This is a genomic window from Streptomyces sp. NBC_00287 (assembly GCF_036173105.1).
In the GTDB taxonomy this organism is placed as follows: domain Bacteria; phylum Actinomycetota; class Actinomycetes; order Streptomycetales; family Streptomycetaceae; genus Streptomyces.
This window is the reverse complement of sequence record NZ_CP108053.1, coordinates 2,731,058-2,746,040: the sequence shown is the minus strand read 5'-3', so window position 1 is coordinate 2,746,040 and position 14,983 is coordinate 2,731,058. Positions and strand designations below refer to the sequence as shown.

Genomic DNA, 14,983 nt, shown 5'->3' with positions numbered 1-14,983 from the left:
GCGATACGGTCGCGCGGGGTCGGACCCGCAGAGCCGTACATCGCAAGGAGTCCACGTCTTGATACCGAGATGGCCGGCGCCGCCCAGGCGCCGTACCGCGCATGCCGGACGGGTCGCCGCGGTCACCGTGACCGCGCTGGCCGCAGCGCTCGTCCAGCCCCTCGCGGCCCGGGCCGACACCCCGCCCGCGCCCCCGTCCGACGCGCGGCTCGCCGCCGAGCCCGCCCGGCACGACGTCACCCGCGAGCAGTTCTACTTCGTGCTCCCGGACCGCTTCGCCAACGGTGACACCGGCAACGACAAGGGCGGTCTGACCGGTTCGCGCCTCGCCACCGGCTACGACCCCACCGACAAGGGCTTCTACCAGGGCGGCGACCTCAAGGGCCTGACCCGGAAGCTCGACTACATCAAGGGCCTCGGCACCACCTCCATCTGGATGGCGCCGATCTTCAAGAACCAGCCCGTGCAGGGGACGGGGGCGAACGCCTCCGCCGGCTACCACGGTTACTGGATCACCGACTTCACCCAGGTCGACCCGCACTTCGGGACCAACAAGGACCTGGAGACCCTCATATCCAAGGCGCACGCCAAGGGCATGAAGGTCTACTTCGACGTCATCACCAACCACACGGCGGATGTCGTCGACTATGAGGAGAAGTCGTACGACTACCTCGCCAAGGGTGCCTTCCCGTATCTGACGAAGGACGGCGAGCCCTTCGACGACGCCGACTACGCCGACGGCTCCGTGGACTTCCCGGACGTCGACACCGATTCCTTCCCGCGCACGCCGAAGACCACCAAGACCAACAAGGTCCCGTCGTGGCTCAACGACCCGACGATGTACCACAATCGGGGCGATTCCACCTTCGCCGGTGAGAGCTCGACCTACGGCGACTTCTCCGGCCTCGACGACCTGTGGACCGAGCGTCCCGAGGTGGTCAGCGGCATGGAGAAGATCTACCAGCGGTGGGTCAGGGACTTCGGCATCGACGGCTTCCGCATCGACACGGTGAAGCACGTCAACATGGAGTTCTGGACCCAGTGGGCCACCGCCCTGGACGCCTATGCGGCGAAGCAGGGCCGGGACGACTTCTTCATGTTCGGCGAGGTCTACTCCGCCGACACCAGCATCACGTCCTCGTACGTCACCGAGGGCCGCCTCGACGCCACGCTGGACTTCCCCTTCCAGGAGGCGGCACGGCAGTACGTCTCCCAGGGCGGCAGCGCGCAGAAGCTCGCGTCCCTCTTCGCCGACGACTACAAGTACACGACCGGCAAGGCCAACGCGTACGAGCAGGTCAGCTTTCTCGGCAACCACGACATGGGCCGCTTCGGGTACTTCCTGAACCAGGACGACAAGGACGCCACCGGCGCCGAGCTGCTGAAGAAGGCGGAGCTCGCCAATGAGCTGATGTTCCTCAGCCGCGGCAACCCCGTCGTCTACTACGGCGACGAGCAGGGCTTCACCGGCTCCGGCGGCGACAAGGACGCCCGCCAGACCCTGTTCGCGTCCGAGACCGCCGACTACCTGGACGACGACCAGATCGGCACCGACCGCACCCACGCCAGCGACGCCTACGACACGAGTGCACCGCTCTACAAGCAGATCAGTGCTCTCGCCAAGCTCCGCAAGGCCCACCCGGCCCTGACCGACGGCGTCCAGACCGAGCGCTACGCCGCCGACGGCTCCGGCGTCTACGCCTTCTCCCGGTTCGCCACCGACAAGACGGAGTACGTCGTCGCGTTCAACAACTCCGGCGAGGCGAAGACGGCGACCTTCGCGACCGGTTCGGCGGGCATGGGCTTCAAGGGGATCTACGGCAGCGACTCCGCCGTGACCTCGGATGCAGACAAGAAGATCACCGTCACCGTCCCGGCCGGTTCCGCGATCGTCCTCAAGGCCACCGGCAGGCTGGCCGCCCCGGCCGCCAAGCCGACGATCACCCTCAAGGCCCCGGCCACCGGCGCCACCGGCACGGTCGAGATCAGCGCCGATGCCGACGGCGGTCAGCTCAACCGGGTCGTCTTCGCCGCCCAGACCGGCAACGGCAAGTGGCAGACGCTCGGCTCCGCCGACCACGCCCCGTACAAGGTCACGCAGGTCATCGGCAAGGACGTAGCGGCCGGAACCGCCCTGCGCTACAAGGCGGTGGTGATCGACTCCGCCGGCCGCACGGCCGGCGCGACCGCCGAGTCCACCACCGGCACCCCGCCCGCCGAGGAGACCCCCACCGCCTCCTCACGGGACTACGCGGTCGTCCACTACAAGCGCACCGACGGCGACTACGCCAACTGGGGCCTGTACGCCTGGGGCGACCTCGCCGACGGCGAGTCCACCAACTGGCCGGACAGCCACCCCTTCATCGGCCGTGACGCCTACGGCGCCTTCGCCTACGTCAAGCTGAAGCCCGGTGCCTCGAACGTCGGCTTCCTGGTCATCGACAAGGACGGCAACAAGGACGTCTCCGCCGACCGCACGATCGATGTCACCAAGACCGGCGAGATCTGGATCGAGCAGGGCAAGACCGACGTACTCACGGAAAAGCCCGAGTACCCGGCCCAGGACAAGACCAAGGCCGTCCTGCACTACCACCGGGCCGACGGGAACTACGACGGCTGGGGTCTGCACACCTGGACGGGTGCCGCGAACCCCACCGAGTGGTCGAACCCGATGAAGCCGGTGAAGACTGATGCCTATGGCGCGGTTTTCGAGGTGCCGCTCACCGAGGGTGCCGGCAGCCTCAGCTACATCATCCACAAGGGCGACGAGAAGGATCTCCCCGCCGACCAGTCGCTGGACCTCACGGCCAACGGTCACGAGGTGTGGCTCTTGAACGGCCAGGAGAAGTACCTGCTGCCGCAGCCCGCGGGCAGCGCGGCCGCCCTCGACCTGACCACCTCCAAGGCGGTCTGGATCGACCGGAACACGGTCGCCTGGAACGGCTCCGAGGCGGCCGCCTCCACCCAGCTGCTGTACTCGCGCACCGGCTCGATCGCCGTCAAGGACGGCGCGCTGACCGGCGCCGACCAGCAGTGGCTCCGCCTGAACAAGAGCACGCTCACCGACGCCCAGAAGGCGAAGTTCCCGCACCTGAAGTCGTACACCGCCTTCTCCGTCGACCCCCGTGACCGCGACCGGGTCCGCGAGGCCCTGCGCGGCCAGGTCGTCGCCTCCCAGCGCGCGGCGAACGGCGCGGTGCTCACGGCGACCGGCGTGCAGATCGGAGGCGTACTGGACGACCTGCACGACGGGACGAAGGCGGACCTCGGCCCGACCTTCGACAACGGCCGTCCGACGCTCTCCGTCTGGGCGCCGACCGCGCAGTCCGTCAAGCTGGAGATCGGTGACTCCACCGTCGCCATGAAGCGGGACTCCGCCACCGGCGTCTGGTCCGTCACCGGCCCCGCGTCCTGGAAGAACAAGCCCTACCGGTACGTCGTGAAGGTGTGGGCGCCCAGCGTCCGCGAGGTCGTCACCAACAAGGTCACCGACCCCTACTCCCTCGCCCTGACCGCCGACTCCGAGCGCAGCCTGCTCGTCGATCTCGCCGACAAGTCCCTGGCGCCGGCGGGCTGGTCGACGTACACCAAGCCGAAGGCCGTACCGCTCAAGGACGCGCAGATCCAGGAACTGCACGTCCGGGACTTCTCGGTCGAGGACAGGACGGCGTCGGACCCGGGCACCTACCGCGCCTTCACCGACAAGCTCAGCGACGGCTCCAATCACCTGCGCAAGCTGGCCGAGGCGGGCACGTCGTACGTCCATCTGCTGCCCGCGTTCGACATCGCCACCATCCCCGAACGCCGGGAGGACCAGGCGACCGTCGACTGCGACCTCGCCTCCTACCCGGCCGACTCCGACAAGCAGCAGGAGTGCGTCGCCAAGGCCGCCGCGAAGGACGCCTACAACTGGGGCTACGACCCGTACCACTACACGGTCCCCGAGGGCTCCTACGCGACCGACCCGGACGGCACCACCCGTAACGTCGAGTTCCGCGAGATGGTCAAGGCGCTGAACGAGGACGGCCTCCGGGTCGTCATGGACGTCGTCTACAACCACACGGCCGCCAGCGGCCAGGCGGCGACGAGCGTCCTCGACCGCATCGTGCCCGGCTACTACCAGCGGCTGCTCGCCGACGGCTCGGTCGCCAACAGCACCTGCTGCGCCAACACCGCGACCGAGAACGCCATGATGGGCAAGCTCGTCGTGGACTCGATCGTCACCTGGGCCAAGGAGTACAAGGTCGACGGCTTCCGCTTCGACCTCATGGGCCACCACCCGAAGGCCAACATCCTCGAGGTCCGCAAGGCCCTCGACGCGCTGACGCCGGCGAAGGACGGCGTCGACGGCAAGAAGATCATCCTGTACGGCGAGGGCTGGAACTTCGGCGAGGTCGCCGACGACGCCCGCTTCACCCAGGCCACGCAGAAGAACATGGCGGGGACGGGCATCGCGACCTTCTCCGACCGGGCGCGTGACGCCGTACGCGGTGGCGGCCCCTTCGACGAGGACCCCGGCGTCCAGGGCTTCGCGTCCGGGCTGTACAACGAGCCCAACTCCTCGGAGAACAACGGCACTACGGCCGAGCAGAAGGCCCGGCTGCTGCACTACCAGGACCTGATCAAGGTGGGTCTGTCCGGCAACCTGGCCCGCTACCGGTTCACCGACACCGACGGCAAGGAGGTCACCGGCGCCCAGGTCGACTACAACGGCCAGCCCGCCGGTTACGCGGACGCACCCGGCGACGCCCTCGCCTACGCCGACGCGCACGACAACGAGTCCCTGTTCGACGCCCTCGCCTACAAGCTGCCCGCCACGGTGAGCGCCGACGACCGGGCCCGGATGCAGGTCCTCGCCATGGCGACCGCCACCCTCTCGCAGGGCCCGGCGCTCTCCCAGGCCGGCACCGACCTGCTGCGCTCCAAGTCCCTGGACCGCAACTCCTACGACAGCGGCGACTGGTTCAACGCCATCCACTGGAACTGCGCCGACGGCAACGGCTTTGGACGCGGGCTGCCGATGGCCGCCGACAACCAGTCCAAGTGGCCGTACGCCACACCGCTGTTGAGCCAGGTGAAGGTGGGCTGCGAGCAGATCGACGGCGCCTCGGCGGCGTACCGGGATCTGCTGAGGATCCGTTCGACGGAGGGCGTGTTCTCGCTCGACTCGGCCGAGCAGGTGCAGTCGAAGCTCGCCTTCCCGCTGTCCGGCCAGGACGAGACGCCCGGCGTGATCACCATGACGCTCGGCGACCTGGTGGTCGTGTTCAATGCGACGCCTGAGCAGCAGGAGCAGCGGATCGCCGAACTGGCGGGGAAGGGGTACGCGTTGCACGAGGTGCAGGCCTCGGGCGCGGATCCTATCGTCAGGACCTCGTCGTACGAGGAGGAATCCGGCACCTTCGCCGTTCCGGGGCGCACTGTCGCGGTGTTCTCCCGAACCTCCTGACAGCGGACTAATTTGGGTGGAGCGGATCCCGTCCGGGGTCCGCTCCACCCTTTTCCTCGCCCTGAGGGCTGTTGGAGATGGACGGTAACGACCCGACCACCGTGCTGGTCGTGGACGACGTGGCGGCGAACCGGTACGCCATGGGCGCCGTGCTGCGCCGCGCCGGACACCGCGTGGTGCCCGTGGCGAGCGGCGGCGAGGCGCTCGTCGAACTCGACGCGAGGCTGCACGACGGGGCCCTGCCCGACGTCGCTCTCGTGGACGTCGGACTGCCGGACATGAGCGGCTTCGAGCTGTGCCGCCGGGTGCGGGCCCGGCCCTCCACGACGGCGCTGCCCGTGGTCCACTTCTCCGCCGCCGCGCTCGGCCCGCGCGAGCGGTGCATGGGTCTGGACGCGGGCGGTGACGCCTATCTGACCGTGCCGGCCGAGCCCCAGGAGATCCAGGCCGTCGTCCGGGCGGCCGTGCGCGGGGCGCGCAGGCGCGGTGACTTCGAACTGCTCGCGCACCGGCTGACCCTGCTGTCCGAGGCGATCGTCACCGTGCAGGCCGCCCGCTGTCCGCGGGAGCTGGCCGACGCGGCCGCCGAGGGCGCGGCCCGGCTGACCGGGACCGCCGTCGTGGTCTTCGTGCTCGGACCGGACGGTGAGATGGACTCGGCCACCTCCAGGAGCCGGCTCGCGAAGCCGGACGCCAGTGCGCACGAGGCGGTGGCCCGGCTGATCACCCGGATCGCCAAGGGGCGGATCGGGGTGCACAGCACCGTCGTACCCGCGCCGCTGTGGCCCGCCGGGTTCTTCCGGGCCGGACGGCAGGACGACGCCCGGCTGGTACTGGCGTTCACCCAGGAGGGACGGACACCGGTCTGCATCGCCACACCGGCGCGGCGGTCACCGCTGGACGACGTGTCCCTGCTGCGGCTCGCCCAGGCCACCGCCTTCGCCGCCGAACCGCTGTTCATGTACCGGGCGGAGCGGCATATCGCGCTCACCCTCCAGCGCAGCTTCCTGCCCGAGCCGCGGCGGCTGCCCCGGCTGCCCGGCGTCGACCTCGTCGTGCGGTATGTGCCCGCGTCCCGGGAGACCGAGATCGGCGGCGACTTCTACGCGGCCCTGAGCACCCCGAGCGGCTTTCTCACCGCGGTCGGGGATGTCGTCGGGCACTCGCTGGAGGCGGCCACCGTGATGGTCGAGATCCGGCACGCGCTGCGCGCCTACTGCGTGGAGGACGGCGACCCCCGGGTGCTGGCCGAGCGGCTCGACCGGATGCTCCAGCACTACCACCCCGACGTCACGGCGACCGTCTGCCTCGTCCTCGCCGACCCCGCAACCGGGTACACCCGGATCGCCAACGCGGGCCACATACCACCGCTGATCGTGCGCGAGGGCGGCGACGCCGGCTATGTGAAGGTGTGCGGCCCGCTGCTGGGCCTGGGCCTGGACCGCCCCGAGCCGACCGAGGTCACCCTGACCCCCGCCGACCGCCTCCTCATGGTCACCGACGGTCTGATCGAGACCCGCGGCGTCGACCTCGCCGTATCCATGGACCAACTCCGCACGGCCGCCTCCGCGGCACCACCGGGTCTCGCCTCCCTGTGCGACACCCTCCTGGGCTGCTTCGGCCATGAACGGGAGGACGACATCGCCATGCTGGCGCTGCGACTAGGGTGAGCCGTGTTGCCGCAGAAGTAGAACTGGAGTGCCCCCATGCCGCAGATCACCGTCGAACGCTCCCCGAAGCTCGACCACGTCGACTGGGCGGCCTTCGCGACCGCGCTGCACCCAGTGGTCGTCGAGACGGCGGCCGCGCGTCTCGAGGCGTGCAAGACGCGGGTGCTGCGCACCGGGGACGAGGCGGTCGGCGCCGAGGCCGAGGGCCACGCCATCGTGCAGGTCACCCTCGCCCTGCTCGCCGGACGCACCGACGAGACGAAGGCGCGACTCACCGAGGCGGTACTGGAGCTGCTGCTGAAGTTCGTCGAGCCGGTGGACGGGCTGAAACTGCACCTGTCCGCCGAGGTCCGCGACCTCGACCCGTCCTACCGCAAGGCCGAGATCTAGGACGCCAGCACGATCAGCCGGGCGACCAGGTCGCTGAACGGGCCGTCGGCCGGCTCGTCCCGGAGCATGCGGCGCAGCAGGGCCGTCATCTCCTCGTCGTAGGCGGCGCTGATGGCGGCCAGCGCGGCGAAGTCGTGCACCAGCTGGACCTCCAGCTCGGCGCGCGGAATGCGCCGGCCGTCCAGCCAGATCAGCGCCGTCGACTCGGCGAGCGAGATCCAGGAGCGGATGACCAGTTCCAGCCGCGCGGGCGGGTCCTCCACCCGCAGATGCGACAGGATCTGGACGTACGCGGCCTGCCGTACGGAGTCGATGAGCGCGTTCGTGGTGGAGGAGCCGACCGCCGGGCCGCCGCGCATCAGCGCCGAGAAACCGGGGCCGTGCTCGTCGACGAAGTCGAAGTAGCGGCGCATCACCCGCAGCAGCCGCGCGCCCAGCGGACCGTCCTGCGGCTCCACGAACCGGGACGCCAGATCGTCCGAGGCCCGCTTCAACGCGGCCTCGTACAGGCTGAGTTTGCCGGGGAAGTAGTGGTAGACCAGCGGACGGGAGATGCCCGCGGCCGACGCTATCTCATCGATGGAGACCTCGTCGGGCGAGCGGCGGCTGAAGAGTTCGAGGGCGACGCCGATCAGCTGCTGCCGTCGCTCCTCGACGCCCATTCTGCGGCGTACCCCGGTAGTCATACGAACACCTTACCGATCGAATTCGGCCCTCGAACGAGCCGCACCGGCCAAGGGTGTTCACATGTCCAGCGCCAGACGCTCACCGCGTGCCCGCGACACACAGATGAGCATCGAGTCGTCACGCTCCGCGTCCGTGAGCAGCTCGTCCCGGTGGTCCACCTCGCCCTCCAGCACGCGCTGTTGGCAGGTCCCACAGAAACCCTGCTCGCAGGAGTACAGGGTGTCGGGCAGCTCCTTGCGTACGGCGGCCAGCACGGTCGAGTCCGCCGGGACCGTCAACACCCGCCCGCTGCGACGGAGTTCGACCTCGAAGGAGCGGTTGCCCTCGGTGGAGGTGCGGGGCGCGAACCGCTCCAGGTGGACCTGCGGGACGCGCGCCTCGACGGCGGCCATGAGCCCTTCGGGTCCGCAGCAGTAGACGGCGGCGTCCTCGGGCGAGTCTGTGAACAGCGCGTCCAGGTCCGGCAGTCCGGATTCGTCCTCGGGGACCACGGTGACGTTGCCGTGCAGCTTCTCGATCTCCTCCAGGAACGGCATCGACGCCCGCGTCCGCCCGCAGTACAGCAGCCGCCAGTCGGTGCCCTCCGGCAGCGCCCGCAGCATCGGCAGGATCGGCGTGATCCCGATGCCCCCGGCGACGAAGACGTACGACTGCGCCTGGACGAGCGGGAAGCGGTTCCGCGGCCCCCGCACCTCCAGCTCCAGACCCTCCTGCACCTGCTCGTGCACCTCGCGCGAACCGCCCCGCCCGTCCTCGACGAGCCGGGTGGCGACGGTGTACGACGAGGTGTCCTCCGGGTCCCCGCACAGCGAGTACTGCCGGACCAGCCCCGACGGCAACACCAGATCCAGATGCGCGCCGGGCTCCCAGCGCGGCAGGTCATGCCCTTCGAGGCGCAGCCTTACGACTCCGTCGGCCACCTTCTCGTGCGCGGTGACCAGCAGCCGCAGCGCCCGGGACCGGGGCCGCCCGGAGATCGGCTCGTCCAGGGCCGGCATCGGCCACAGCGGGGAGGTCTGGATGCGGCGGCGCATGGCCCGCCGGGCGAGGAGGGCGGCGCCCGCGACGACGGCGACCGTTGTGAGCCTCGGCATCACTTGGCCCCCTTCTGCGCGACTTCCGCGGCGACGGCTGCGGGGGAGGAGGCCAGGTAGGCGACGGCCTGCTCGGTGGAGCCCTCCTGGGAGGGGTGGTACTCACGGCTCAGATAGCGGGGGATGGAGCGGAACATGTCCCCGGCCGTCGGCAGCACACCCCGCCGGCCCCGCACATAGAAGGCGCGGAAGGACGCCTTGCCGTCGAGCAGCGTCGGGTCGTTCTCCATGAAGAAACGGGCCCCGCGCTGCCACAGGAACACCAGCGCCCCGAACGAGATCGCCCAGGTCCGCACCCGCCGCCGATAGCTGCCGTCGACATGCATGAACAGCTCGAAGGCCACGGACCGGTGCTCGACCTCCTCGGCGCCGTGCCAGCGCAGCAGATCCAGCATGGTGGGATCGGCGCCGCGCCGGTCCAACTCGTCGGCGTTCAGCACCCAGTTGCCGAGGAAGGCGGTGTAGTGCTCGATGGCCGCGATCAGCGCCACCCGCTCCATCAGCCACCAGCGCCGCGCCCGGCCCGGCGGCAGTGTCCGGTCCCCGAGCAGCTTCTCGAAGAACCAGTCGACCTGTGCGGTGTACGGCGTCGGATCGAGCCCGAGCTCCTTCAGATGCGGCAGGACCTCGTCATGGGCCTGGGAGTGCATCGCCTCTTGGCCGATGAACCCGATGACGTCCTCACGCAGCCGCTCGTCCCGGATGTACGGCAGCACCTGCTTGTACACATGCACGAACCACCGCTCACCGGCGGGCAGCAGCAGATGCAGCACATTGATGGTGTGCGTGGTGAAGGGGTCACCCGGCACCCAGTGCAACGGGGTGTCCTCCCACGAGAAGGACACCTTGCGCGCCTTGAGCGGTATCCGCTCGTCCTCGTCGGGTAGGGGCACCCAGGCCTGCTTGTTAGACATGGCGTCAATGTACTGATGAGTAAGTCGGAGGAGAACCCCCTGTGCGCGAGGTTCTTCCGCCCTTCCGCGGACCTCACCTCAGTCCGCTGATCGCCCGCCCGTTCTCCAACGTGCCCTTCAGCTCGGCCTGCGCCCCTTGCTCGGTCTTCGCCGCCAGCAGGCCGCCCTCGGCCGAGGCGCTCACCCCGCCCGTCGTCCGGATGGACTCGGTGTCCCGGCTCCCCGCCGCCAGCAGATACCAGGACCCGCCCTGCGACTTCCACAGCACCCCGGCCAGCACATGCGGATCACGCGGCCCGCACGCCGGGACGTTCTCGGCCTTCGCCGCCACCGCCCCGTACGTCCCGCCCGGCGTGTGGAACTGGGCCAGCACGCGCGTGCCGCCGCCCCGCCAGGTCTCGGCGCGGGTGCACACCCAGTCGGCCGTGCCGCCCGCCTCCGGCAGCGGCTGCTGCGCGTACTCCCAGGCGTTCACCGTCCGCACCCCCTGCACCCGCACCGCGGAGAGCGAGCAGGCGTACGGCGCCCAGCTGCGCAGTTCCTCGGCGCCGGAGGCGTCCTTGACGGAGCCCGGGCGGCCGGTGGTCAGCCGTGCCGGGACCAGTTCGCCGAGGTCCGACATCAGGCGGGTGCCCTGGCCGTCGGTCACCTGAAGGACGTTCCAGGACGTGCAGCTCGACTCCTGCGCGGCCGGGCTGGCCAGCGGTGAGGTCACCCCGTCGGTCAGCGTGAGCGCCATCGCCCCGGAGCCGGGCTTCAGCAGGTCCCGCTCGGCGGCCTTCTTCACCCACGGCGCCATCAGATAGCGGACGTTGCCGTCGGCCCGCCCCAGCACCACGGCGTTCGCCTCGGCGCCGGTCGCGCCGTCGACCCGGGCGAAGTCCATGGCGGCACCGGCCGTGCCGTCCTTCGGCTCGGCGTAGCGGGCGATGCGCAGTCCGTCGTAGAGGATCACCACGCGCGCGTTGTCGACGGCGCCCGCGTACAGGAGCTGGGGCGGGCCCGCGGGGCCGCCGGACGGGGTGCCGGGGGTGGCGGAGACGCGGACCGTCTCGCCGGGGCGGGCCCAGACGGCGAGGGCACGGCGCAACAGGTCCCGGTCGCCGGTGAGTTCACCGCGCGCCGACCAGACGGAGAAGTCCGAGCGGGACGCGGACTGCCAGGCGGCCGGGGGGACCTTCAGCAGCCGGCTCGGGTCGAGAGCGGCTTGGGCGGCCGGATTCTGCGCGTACGACGGAGCCGCCGCGCCGTCGGGGGCCCAGCCCTCGCCAGGCAGCCCGAGCAGCGCCCCGCACACCACGAGCGCCGCCCCGGCGACCAGCGCGGCCTTCATGTGCTGCCTGCGCCGCATCAGATCGGTGGGCCGGGCCTGGAGCGAACAGGGGTCGAACTCAGGGGAGTCGAGAAGCGGATACCGCGCGGGCACGGTGTCCGCTTCATCGAGTGCCGCGTCTGTGTCCTCGACCCCGGCCGCCGTCAGCAACTTGCGCACGTCGCCGTCGGGGAGCTTCTCCAGGCCGCGCAGGACGTAGGCCGCGCGGGCCGGGCCGGAGAGTGCCGAGAGCTGCTGGTCGAGGGCGAGTTCGTCGGCGCCGCCGGAGCGGGGGAAGAGCCTCAGGCCCCACACCTGGGGGAGCAGCGGCGGGAGTTGGGACCGCTTGGGCCAGGCCTTCCGGGTCAGCGGCAGGCCCGCCTCCAGCGCCGTACGCACCACCTGAAGGCGGACAAAGGCGTACCCGGGGTCGCCCTCGCGGCCCGTCGACTGCGCCGGGATCACCGATGTGGACGTCCGGCCCCGGGGCAGGGCGCGCTGGGTGAGGGCGTGGGCGGTCAGGACGCGCCGGTTGCGGCCGAGGCCCGGCGGCAGGACCAGGTAGGCGAGCCGGACCAGCCGGGGGTAGTGCTCGACTAGCGCGGCCTCGGCCTGTTCGACGTCGACGACGGGGTCGGTGGCGGAGGCGGCTGCGGGGCGCGGGGCGACATCCTGTGACTGCACGTCCAGCCAAACGAGCGAACCGTTGGTTGGTCACCGCCACCCGGGTGACTCAGTCGCCCGGCTCTACGAGGGCCCGCGCGTAGTTCGCCATAGAGCGCTGGTAACGCGGCAGATGGGGCGCCAACGCACCCAGCACCAGCGAGAGGCCCTCGCGGTCCCGGCCGAGGCTGGAGAGGCAGAGGGCGAGAGTGGCGCGTACCGCGTCGTCCAACTCGTCCGACGGCGCGTCCAGTTCCGGCGTCAACAGCTTGACGCCCTCCTCCGCCTGCCCGATGTTCCGCAGCGAGCTGGACAGCTGGATCTTCGCCCGGCGGCCCTTGTAGCCGCTCAGGCCCCGCTCCAGAGCCTCCCGGTACAGCGGCACCGCCTTGTCGGAGTGGCCCGTGGAGTCCCAGGCGCAGGCCCGCTCGAAGGGGCCGAGCGGGCTGTCGTCCGGAAGTTCGGCGACGAGGGTGTCGATCACGGCCCGGAAGTCGGCGGCTTCGTCCTCGGTGCAGTCGTCGAAGCTCGCCCAGGCGGCGGTGACACGGTCTTCCCAGTCTTGGTCCACCGCAGCACTCTCGCACGCGGGCCTGCACCCGGGCACCGGTATTTTGAGCGCTCCACGCGCGGGAGCCGTATCCACGGGGAGGCCCCTGTATGGAGGAACTGATGAAGGTGACCCGACCGATGCTCGCGGCGGTGGCGGTGCTGATGATCGCGGGGTGTGGCTCCGGCGGTGACGAGAAGGCCGTGCCGGAGACGGCGAGCGGCAGTCTGGAGCAGTTGGCCGCCGAGGTGAAGTGCGCGCCGGACATCCAGATCGACGCCGACGACATCCGCCAGGCCATCTGCAAGGACAGCGACGGCAAGTTCATCCTCGCCACCTTCGCCACCGACCGCGGCCAGCGCGAGTGGATCAACGGGGCGAAGGACTACGGCGGTCACTACCTGGTCGGCCGCAAATGGGTGGCCGTGGGCGACGAGACCAGCACGCTGACCGCGCTGCGGAAGACGCTCGGCGGGGACCTCGAGGAGGGCATGGACCACTCGGGCGGGCAGCACTCGGAGCACTGAGCACACGCAGAAGGCCGACGGTGAGAGATTCTCACCGCCGGCCTTCTCATTCCGTCACCGGCAACGCTGGCCGTTGTTGATGCAGTTGACCATCTTGTTCATCAGGTTCGTGTCGAAGAAGTTGATGAAGTCGTTGTGGTCGGTGATCGGCTTGTGCAGCTGCTCCGGGAAGGTGTCCACCGCGTACGGGTTCACGACCTGACCGTTCTCGATGGTCGGGGCGGGAACGTCGTAGACCAGACGGACCTGGAGCTGGGGGATCGCCTGGAAGCCGCCCGCACAAGAGCCGTCGGCCTGGACGAACGCCACGTGGGTGCGGTGGTTGGCGCTGTCGATGTTCTGGCCGTCCCAGCAGCTCTGGAAGTTGGTCGTGCGGACCACGTCACTGCCCTCGGGGCAGATCGGATACTTGTCCTTCAGCTGCACCTGGTTCTCGAAGCCGGTGCAGCTCCAGTTCACATTGGCGTTGGCATTGCCGTTGACGAAGGCCTTGGCGTCGCCGGTGATGATGCGCAGCGCCGTCGGCATCGCGACGACCGGACCCCGCTTGTTGCCGACGAACTTCAGCTGGGCCACCGTGGGCTCGAGGATCTTGCCCACGTTGCCTTCGGTGCCACCGCCGGCGTTGTTCTGGTCGAAGTCCTGCGTACCGTCCTGCAGACGCAGCACCGGCCAGAAGTACGAGGACTTGTCGCCCTGGTTCTGACAGGTGGTGTCGGCGTTCGCCAGGTCCTCGTCGCTTGCGAAGGCGTCGTTGTTCTGGTTGCCGACGTAGTCGTGCAGGTGGTGCGCGCCGTTGCTGACACCCGGGGCCACGATCACGTTGTCCGTGTTGTGGTTGTCGTTGCTGTTGGTGCCGCACTTGGTGGTGAAGCTGCCCCTCGAACCGGACCTGCCGTTCGCGGGGAGACCGTTGGCGCCCACGCCCTTCTGGGCGTTCGCCTGCACCTGGGTGATGTCGACGAAGTCGTCGGCGCTCGGGCCGTTGCCGGCCTGCCCGCCGTTGCCCTGGTCCTGGCCGTCACCCTGGTCCTGGCCCTGATCCTGGCCGTCGCCCTGGTCCTGGCCTTGGTCCTGACCGTCGCCCTGGTCCTGACCATCACCGTTCTGGTCCTGGCCCGCCTCGCCGTCATTGGTCTGCGGCTGCTCGGCGGGGACACCCGAGCACGGCGCGAGCTGGTCCAGCGTGTCCTGCCCGCTGCCCCCGGCCCGCTTGATGTTGATCTGGATCCGGTCGATCGCCGCGGTCCGCTTGTCCTTCAGCGGGCCGAGGATCGCGTTCTGGACGAATCCCGAGTCACCGGACTGTGCCTGGCGCGTCGACGCGAGCCGGGCGTAGGCCTCGGTGATCTGCTTGTCGAGGTTCGCCAGCTCGGTGTCGACCCCCGAGCGGGCGCCGTCCGGTACGTCGGTGATCTTCTGGCCGACGTCCGGGCACTGGATCGTCGCGATCTGCGCCGCGGCGGCCCTCGTCTGATTCTGATCCGTGCCCGATTCGTGCGCGGATGCGTAGAAGTTTGCCCAGATCAGCCCGCCCCCACCGAGCGCTAGGGCCGCCGATGCGGCTATGGCCTTGGTGGCCAGCGGCGTACGGCGTTTTCGTGTGTTGCGTCCCATGGAACTCCTCTGACTTCCTTGCGGGGCAGCGAGGCGCCCGACAGGAGTGAAGCGGCTCCCTCCCATACGGACGGAGTCCCACGGGTGTTCAGCAGTCTCAGAAATTTCAC

General features: G+C 70.0%; 10 protein-coding genes. 4 read left to right on the top strand and 6 right to left on the bottom strand.

Annotation, left to right across the window (positions count from 1 at the left end):
• Positions 1-58 precede the first annotated feature (58 nt).
• From pulA to OHT76_RS12500, 3 genes are all read left to right on the top strand, one after another.
• Positions 59-5,449: a pullulanase-type alpha-1,6-glucosidase gene (pulA, locus tag OHT76_RS12510; protein ID WP_328870868.1), complete on the top strand. Its 5,391-nt coding sequence runs from the start codon at positions 59-61 to the stop codon at positions 5,447-5,449.
• Between the two features lie 77 nt (positions 5,450-5,526).
• On the top strand, positions 5,527-7,119 hold the full coding sequence (locus OHT76_RS12505; protein WP_328870867.1) for a fused response regulator/phosphatase: 1,593 nt from the start codon (positions 5,527-5,529) through the stop codon (positions 7,117-7,119).
• Between the two features lie 36 nt (positions 7,120-7,155).
• Positions 7,156-7,509: a 5-carboxymethyl-2-hydroxymuconate Delta-isomerase gene (locus OHT76_RS12500; protein WP_328870866.1), complete on the top strand. Its 354-nt coding sequence runs from the start codon at positions 7,156-7,158 to the stop codon at positions 7,507-7,509.
• Here the strand turns inward: OHT76_RS12500 and OHT76_RS12495 are convergent.
• From OHT76_RS12495 to OHT76_RS12475, 5 genes are all read right to left on the bottom strand, one after another.
• Positions 7,506-8,195, bottom strand: a complete 690-nt coding sequence (locus tag OHT76_RS12495; RefSeq protein WP_328870865.1) for a TetR/AcrR family transcriptional regulator — start codon at positions 8,193-8,195, stop codon at positions 7,506-7,508. The genes OHT76_RS12500 and OHT76_RS12495 overlap by 4 nt on opposite strands.
• A gap of 57 nt (positions 8,196-8,252) precedes the next feature.
• The gene (locus OHT76_RS12490) at positions 8,253-9,290 is read right to left on the bottom strand and encodes a PDR/VanB family oxidoreductase (RefSeq protein ID WP_328870864.1); all 1,038 of its coding nucleotides are present in this window, start codon (positions 9,288-9,290) and stop codon (positions 8,253-8,255) included.
• Positions 9,290-10,204 (bottom strand): metal-dependent hydrolase, encoded by a 915-nt coding sequence (locus tag OHT76_RS12485; protein WP_328870863.1) that lies wholly within the window; start codon positions 10,202-10,204, stop codon positions 9,290-9,292. The genes OHT76_RS12490 and OHT76_RS12485 overlap by 1 nt, the downstream gene beginning before the upstream one ends.
• A gap of 73 nt (positions 10,205-10,277) precedes the next feature.
• A complete protein-coding gene (locus tag OHT76_RS12480; protein ID WP_328870862.1) occupies positions 10,278-12,200 on the bottom strand; it encodes a hypothetical protein in 1,923 nt (640 codons plus the stop codon).
• 49 nt (positions 12,201-12,249) lie between these two features.
• Positions 12,250-12,750 (bottom strand): tetratricopeptide repeat protein, encoded by a 501-nt coding sequence (locus OHT76_RS12475; protein ID WP_328870861.1) that lies wholly within the window; start codon positions 12,748-12,750, stop codon positions 12,250-12,252.
• Between the two features lie 101 nt (positions 12,751-12,851).
• Between OHT76_RS12475 and OHT76_RS12470 the strand changes: the two genes are divergently transcribed.
• Positions 12,852-13,256, top strand: coding sequence for a hypothetical protein (locus OHT76_RS12470; RefSeq protein WP_328870860.1), 405 nt, complete (start codon positions 12,852-12,854; stop codon positions 13,254-13,256).
• Positions 13,257-13,310: 54 nt separating this feature from the next.
• On the opposite strand, the gene OHT76_RS12465 is transcribed toward OHT76_RS12470, so the two are convergent.
• Positions 13,311-14,873: a DUF1996 domain-containing protein gene (locus OHT76_RS12465; RefSeq protein WP_328870859.1), complete on the bottom strand. Its 1,563-nt coding sequence runs from the start codon at positions 14,871-14,873 to the stop codon at positions 13,311-13,313.
• Positions 14,874-14,983 lie beyond the last annotated feature (110 nt).

What these genes read in the sequence shown, in the direction of transcription:
- OHT76_RS12470 (WP_328870860.1), top strand. Translation starts at nt 12,852, where the DNA reads ATGAAGGTGACCCGACCGATGCTCGCGGCGGTGGCGGTGCTGATGATC.
- OHT76_RS12505 (WP_328870867.1), top strand. Translation starts at nt 5,527, where the DNA reads ATGGACGGTAACGACCCGACCACCGTGCTGGTCGTGGACGACGTGGCG.
- OHT76_RS12490 (WP_328870864.1), bottom strand. Translation starts at nt 9,290, where the DNA reads ATGCCGAGGCTCACAACGGTCGCCGTCGTCGCGGGCGCCGCCCTCCTC.
- OHT76_RS12485 (WP_328870863.1), bottom strand. Translation starts at nt 10,204, where the DNA reads ATGTCTAACAAGCAGGCCTGGGTGCCCCTACCCGACGAGGACGAGCGG.
- OHT76_RS12500 (WP_328870866.1), top strand. Translation starts at nt 7,156, where the DNA reads ATGCCGCAGATCACCGTCGAACGCTCCCCGAAGCTCGACCACGTCGAC.
- OHT76_RS12465 (WP_328870859.1), bottom strand. Translation starts at nt 14,873, where the DNA reads ATGGGACGCAACACACGAAAACGCCGTACGCCGCTGGCCACCAAGGCC.
- OHT76_RS12495 (WP_328870865.1), bottom strand. Translation starts at nt 8,195, where the DNA reads ATGACTACCGGGGTACGCCGCAGAATGGGCGTCGAGGAGCGACGGCAG.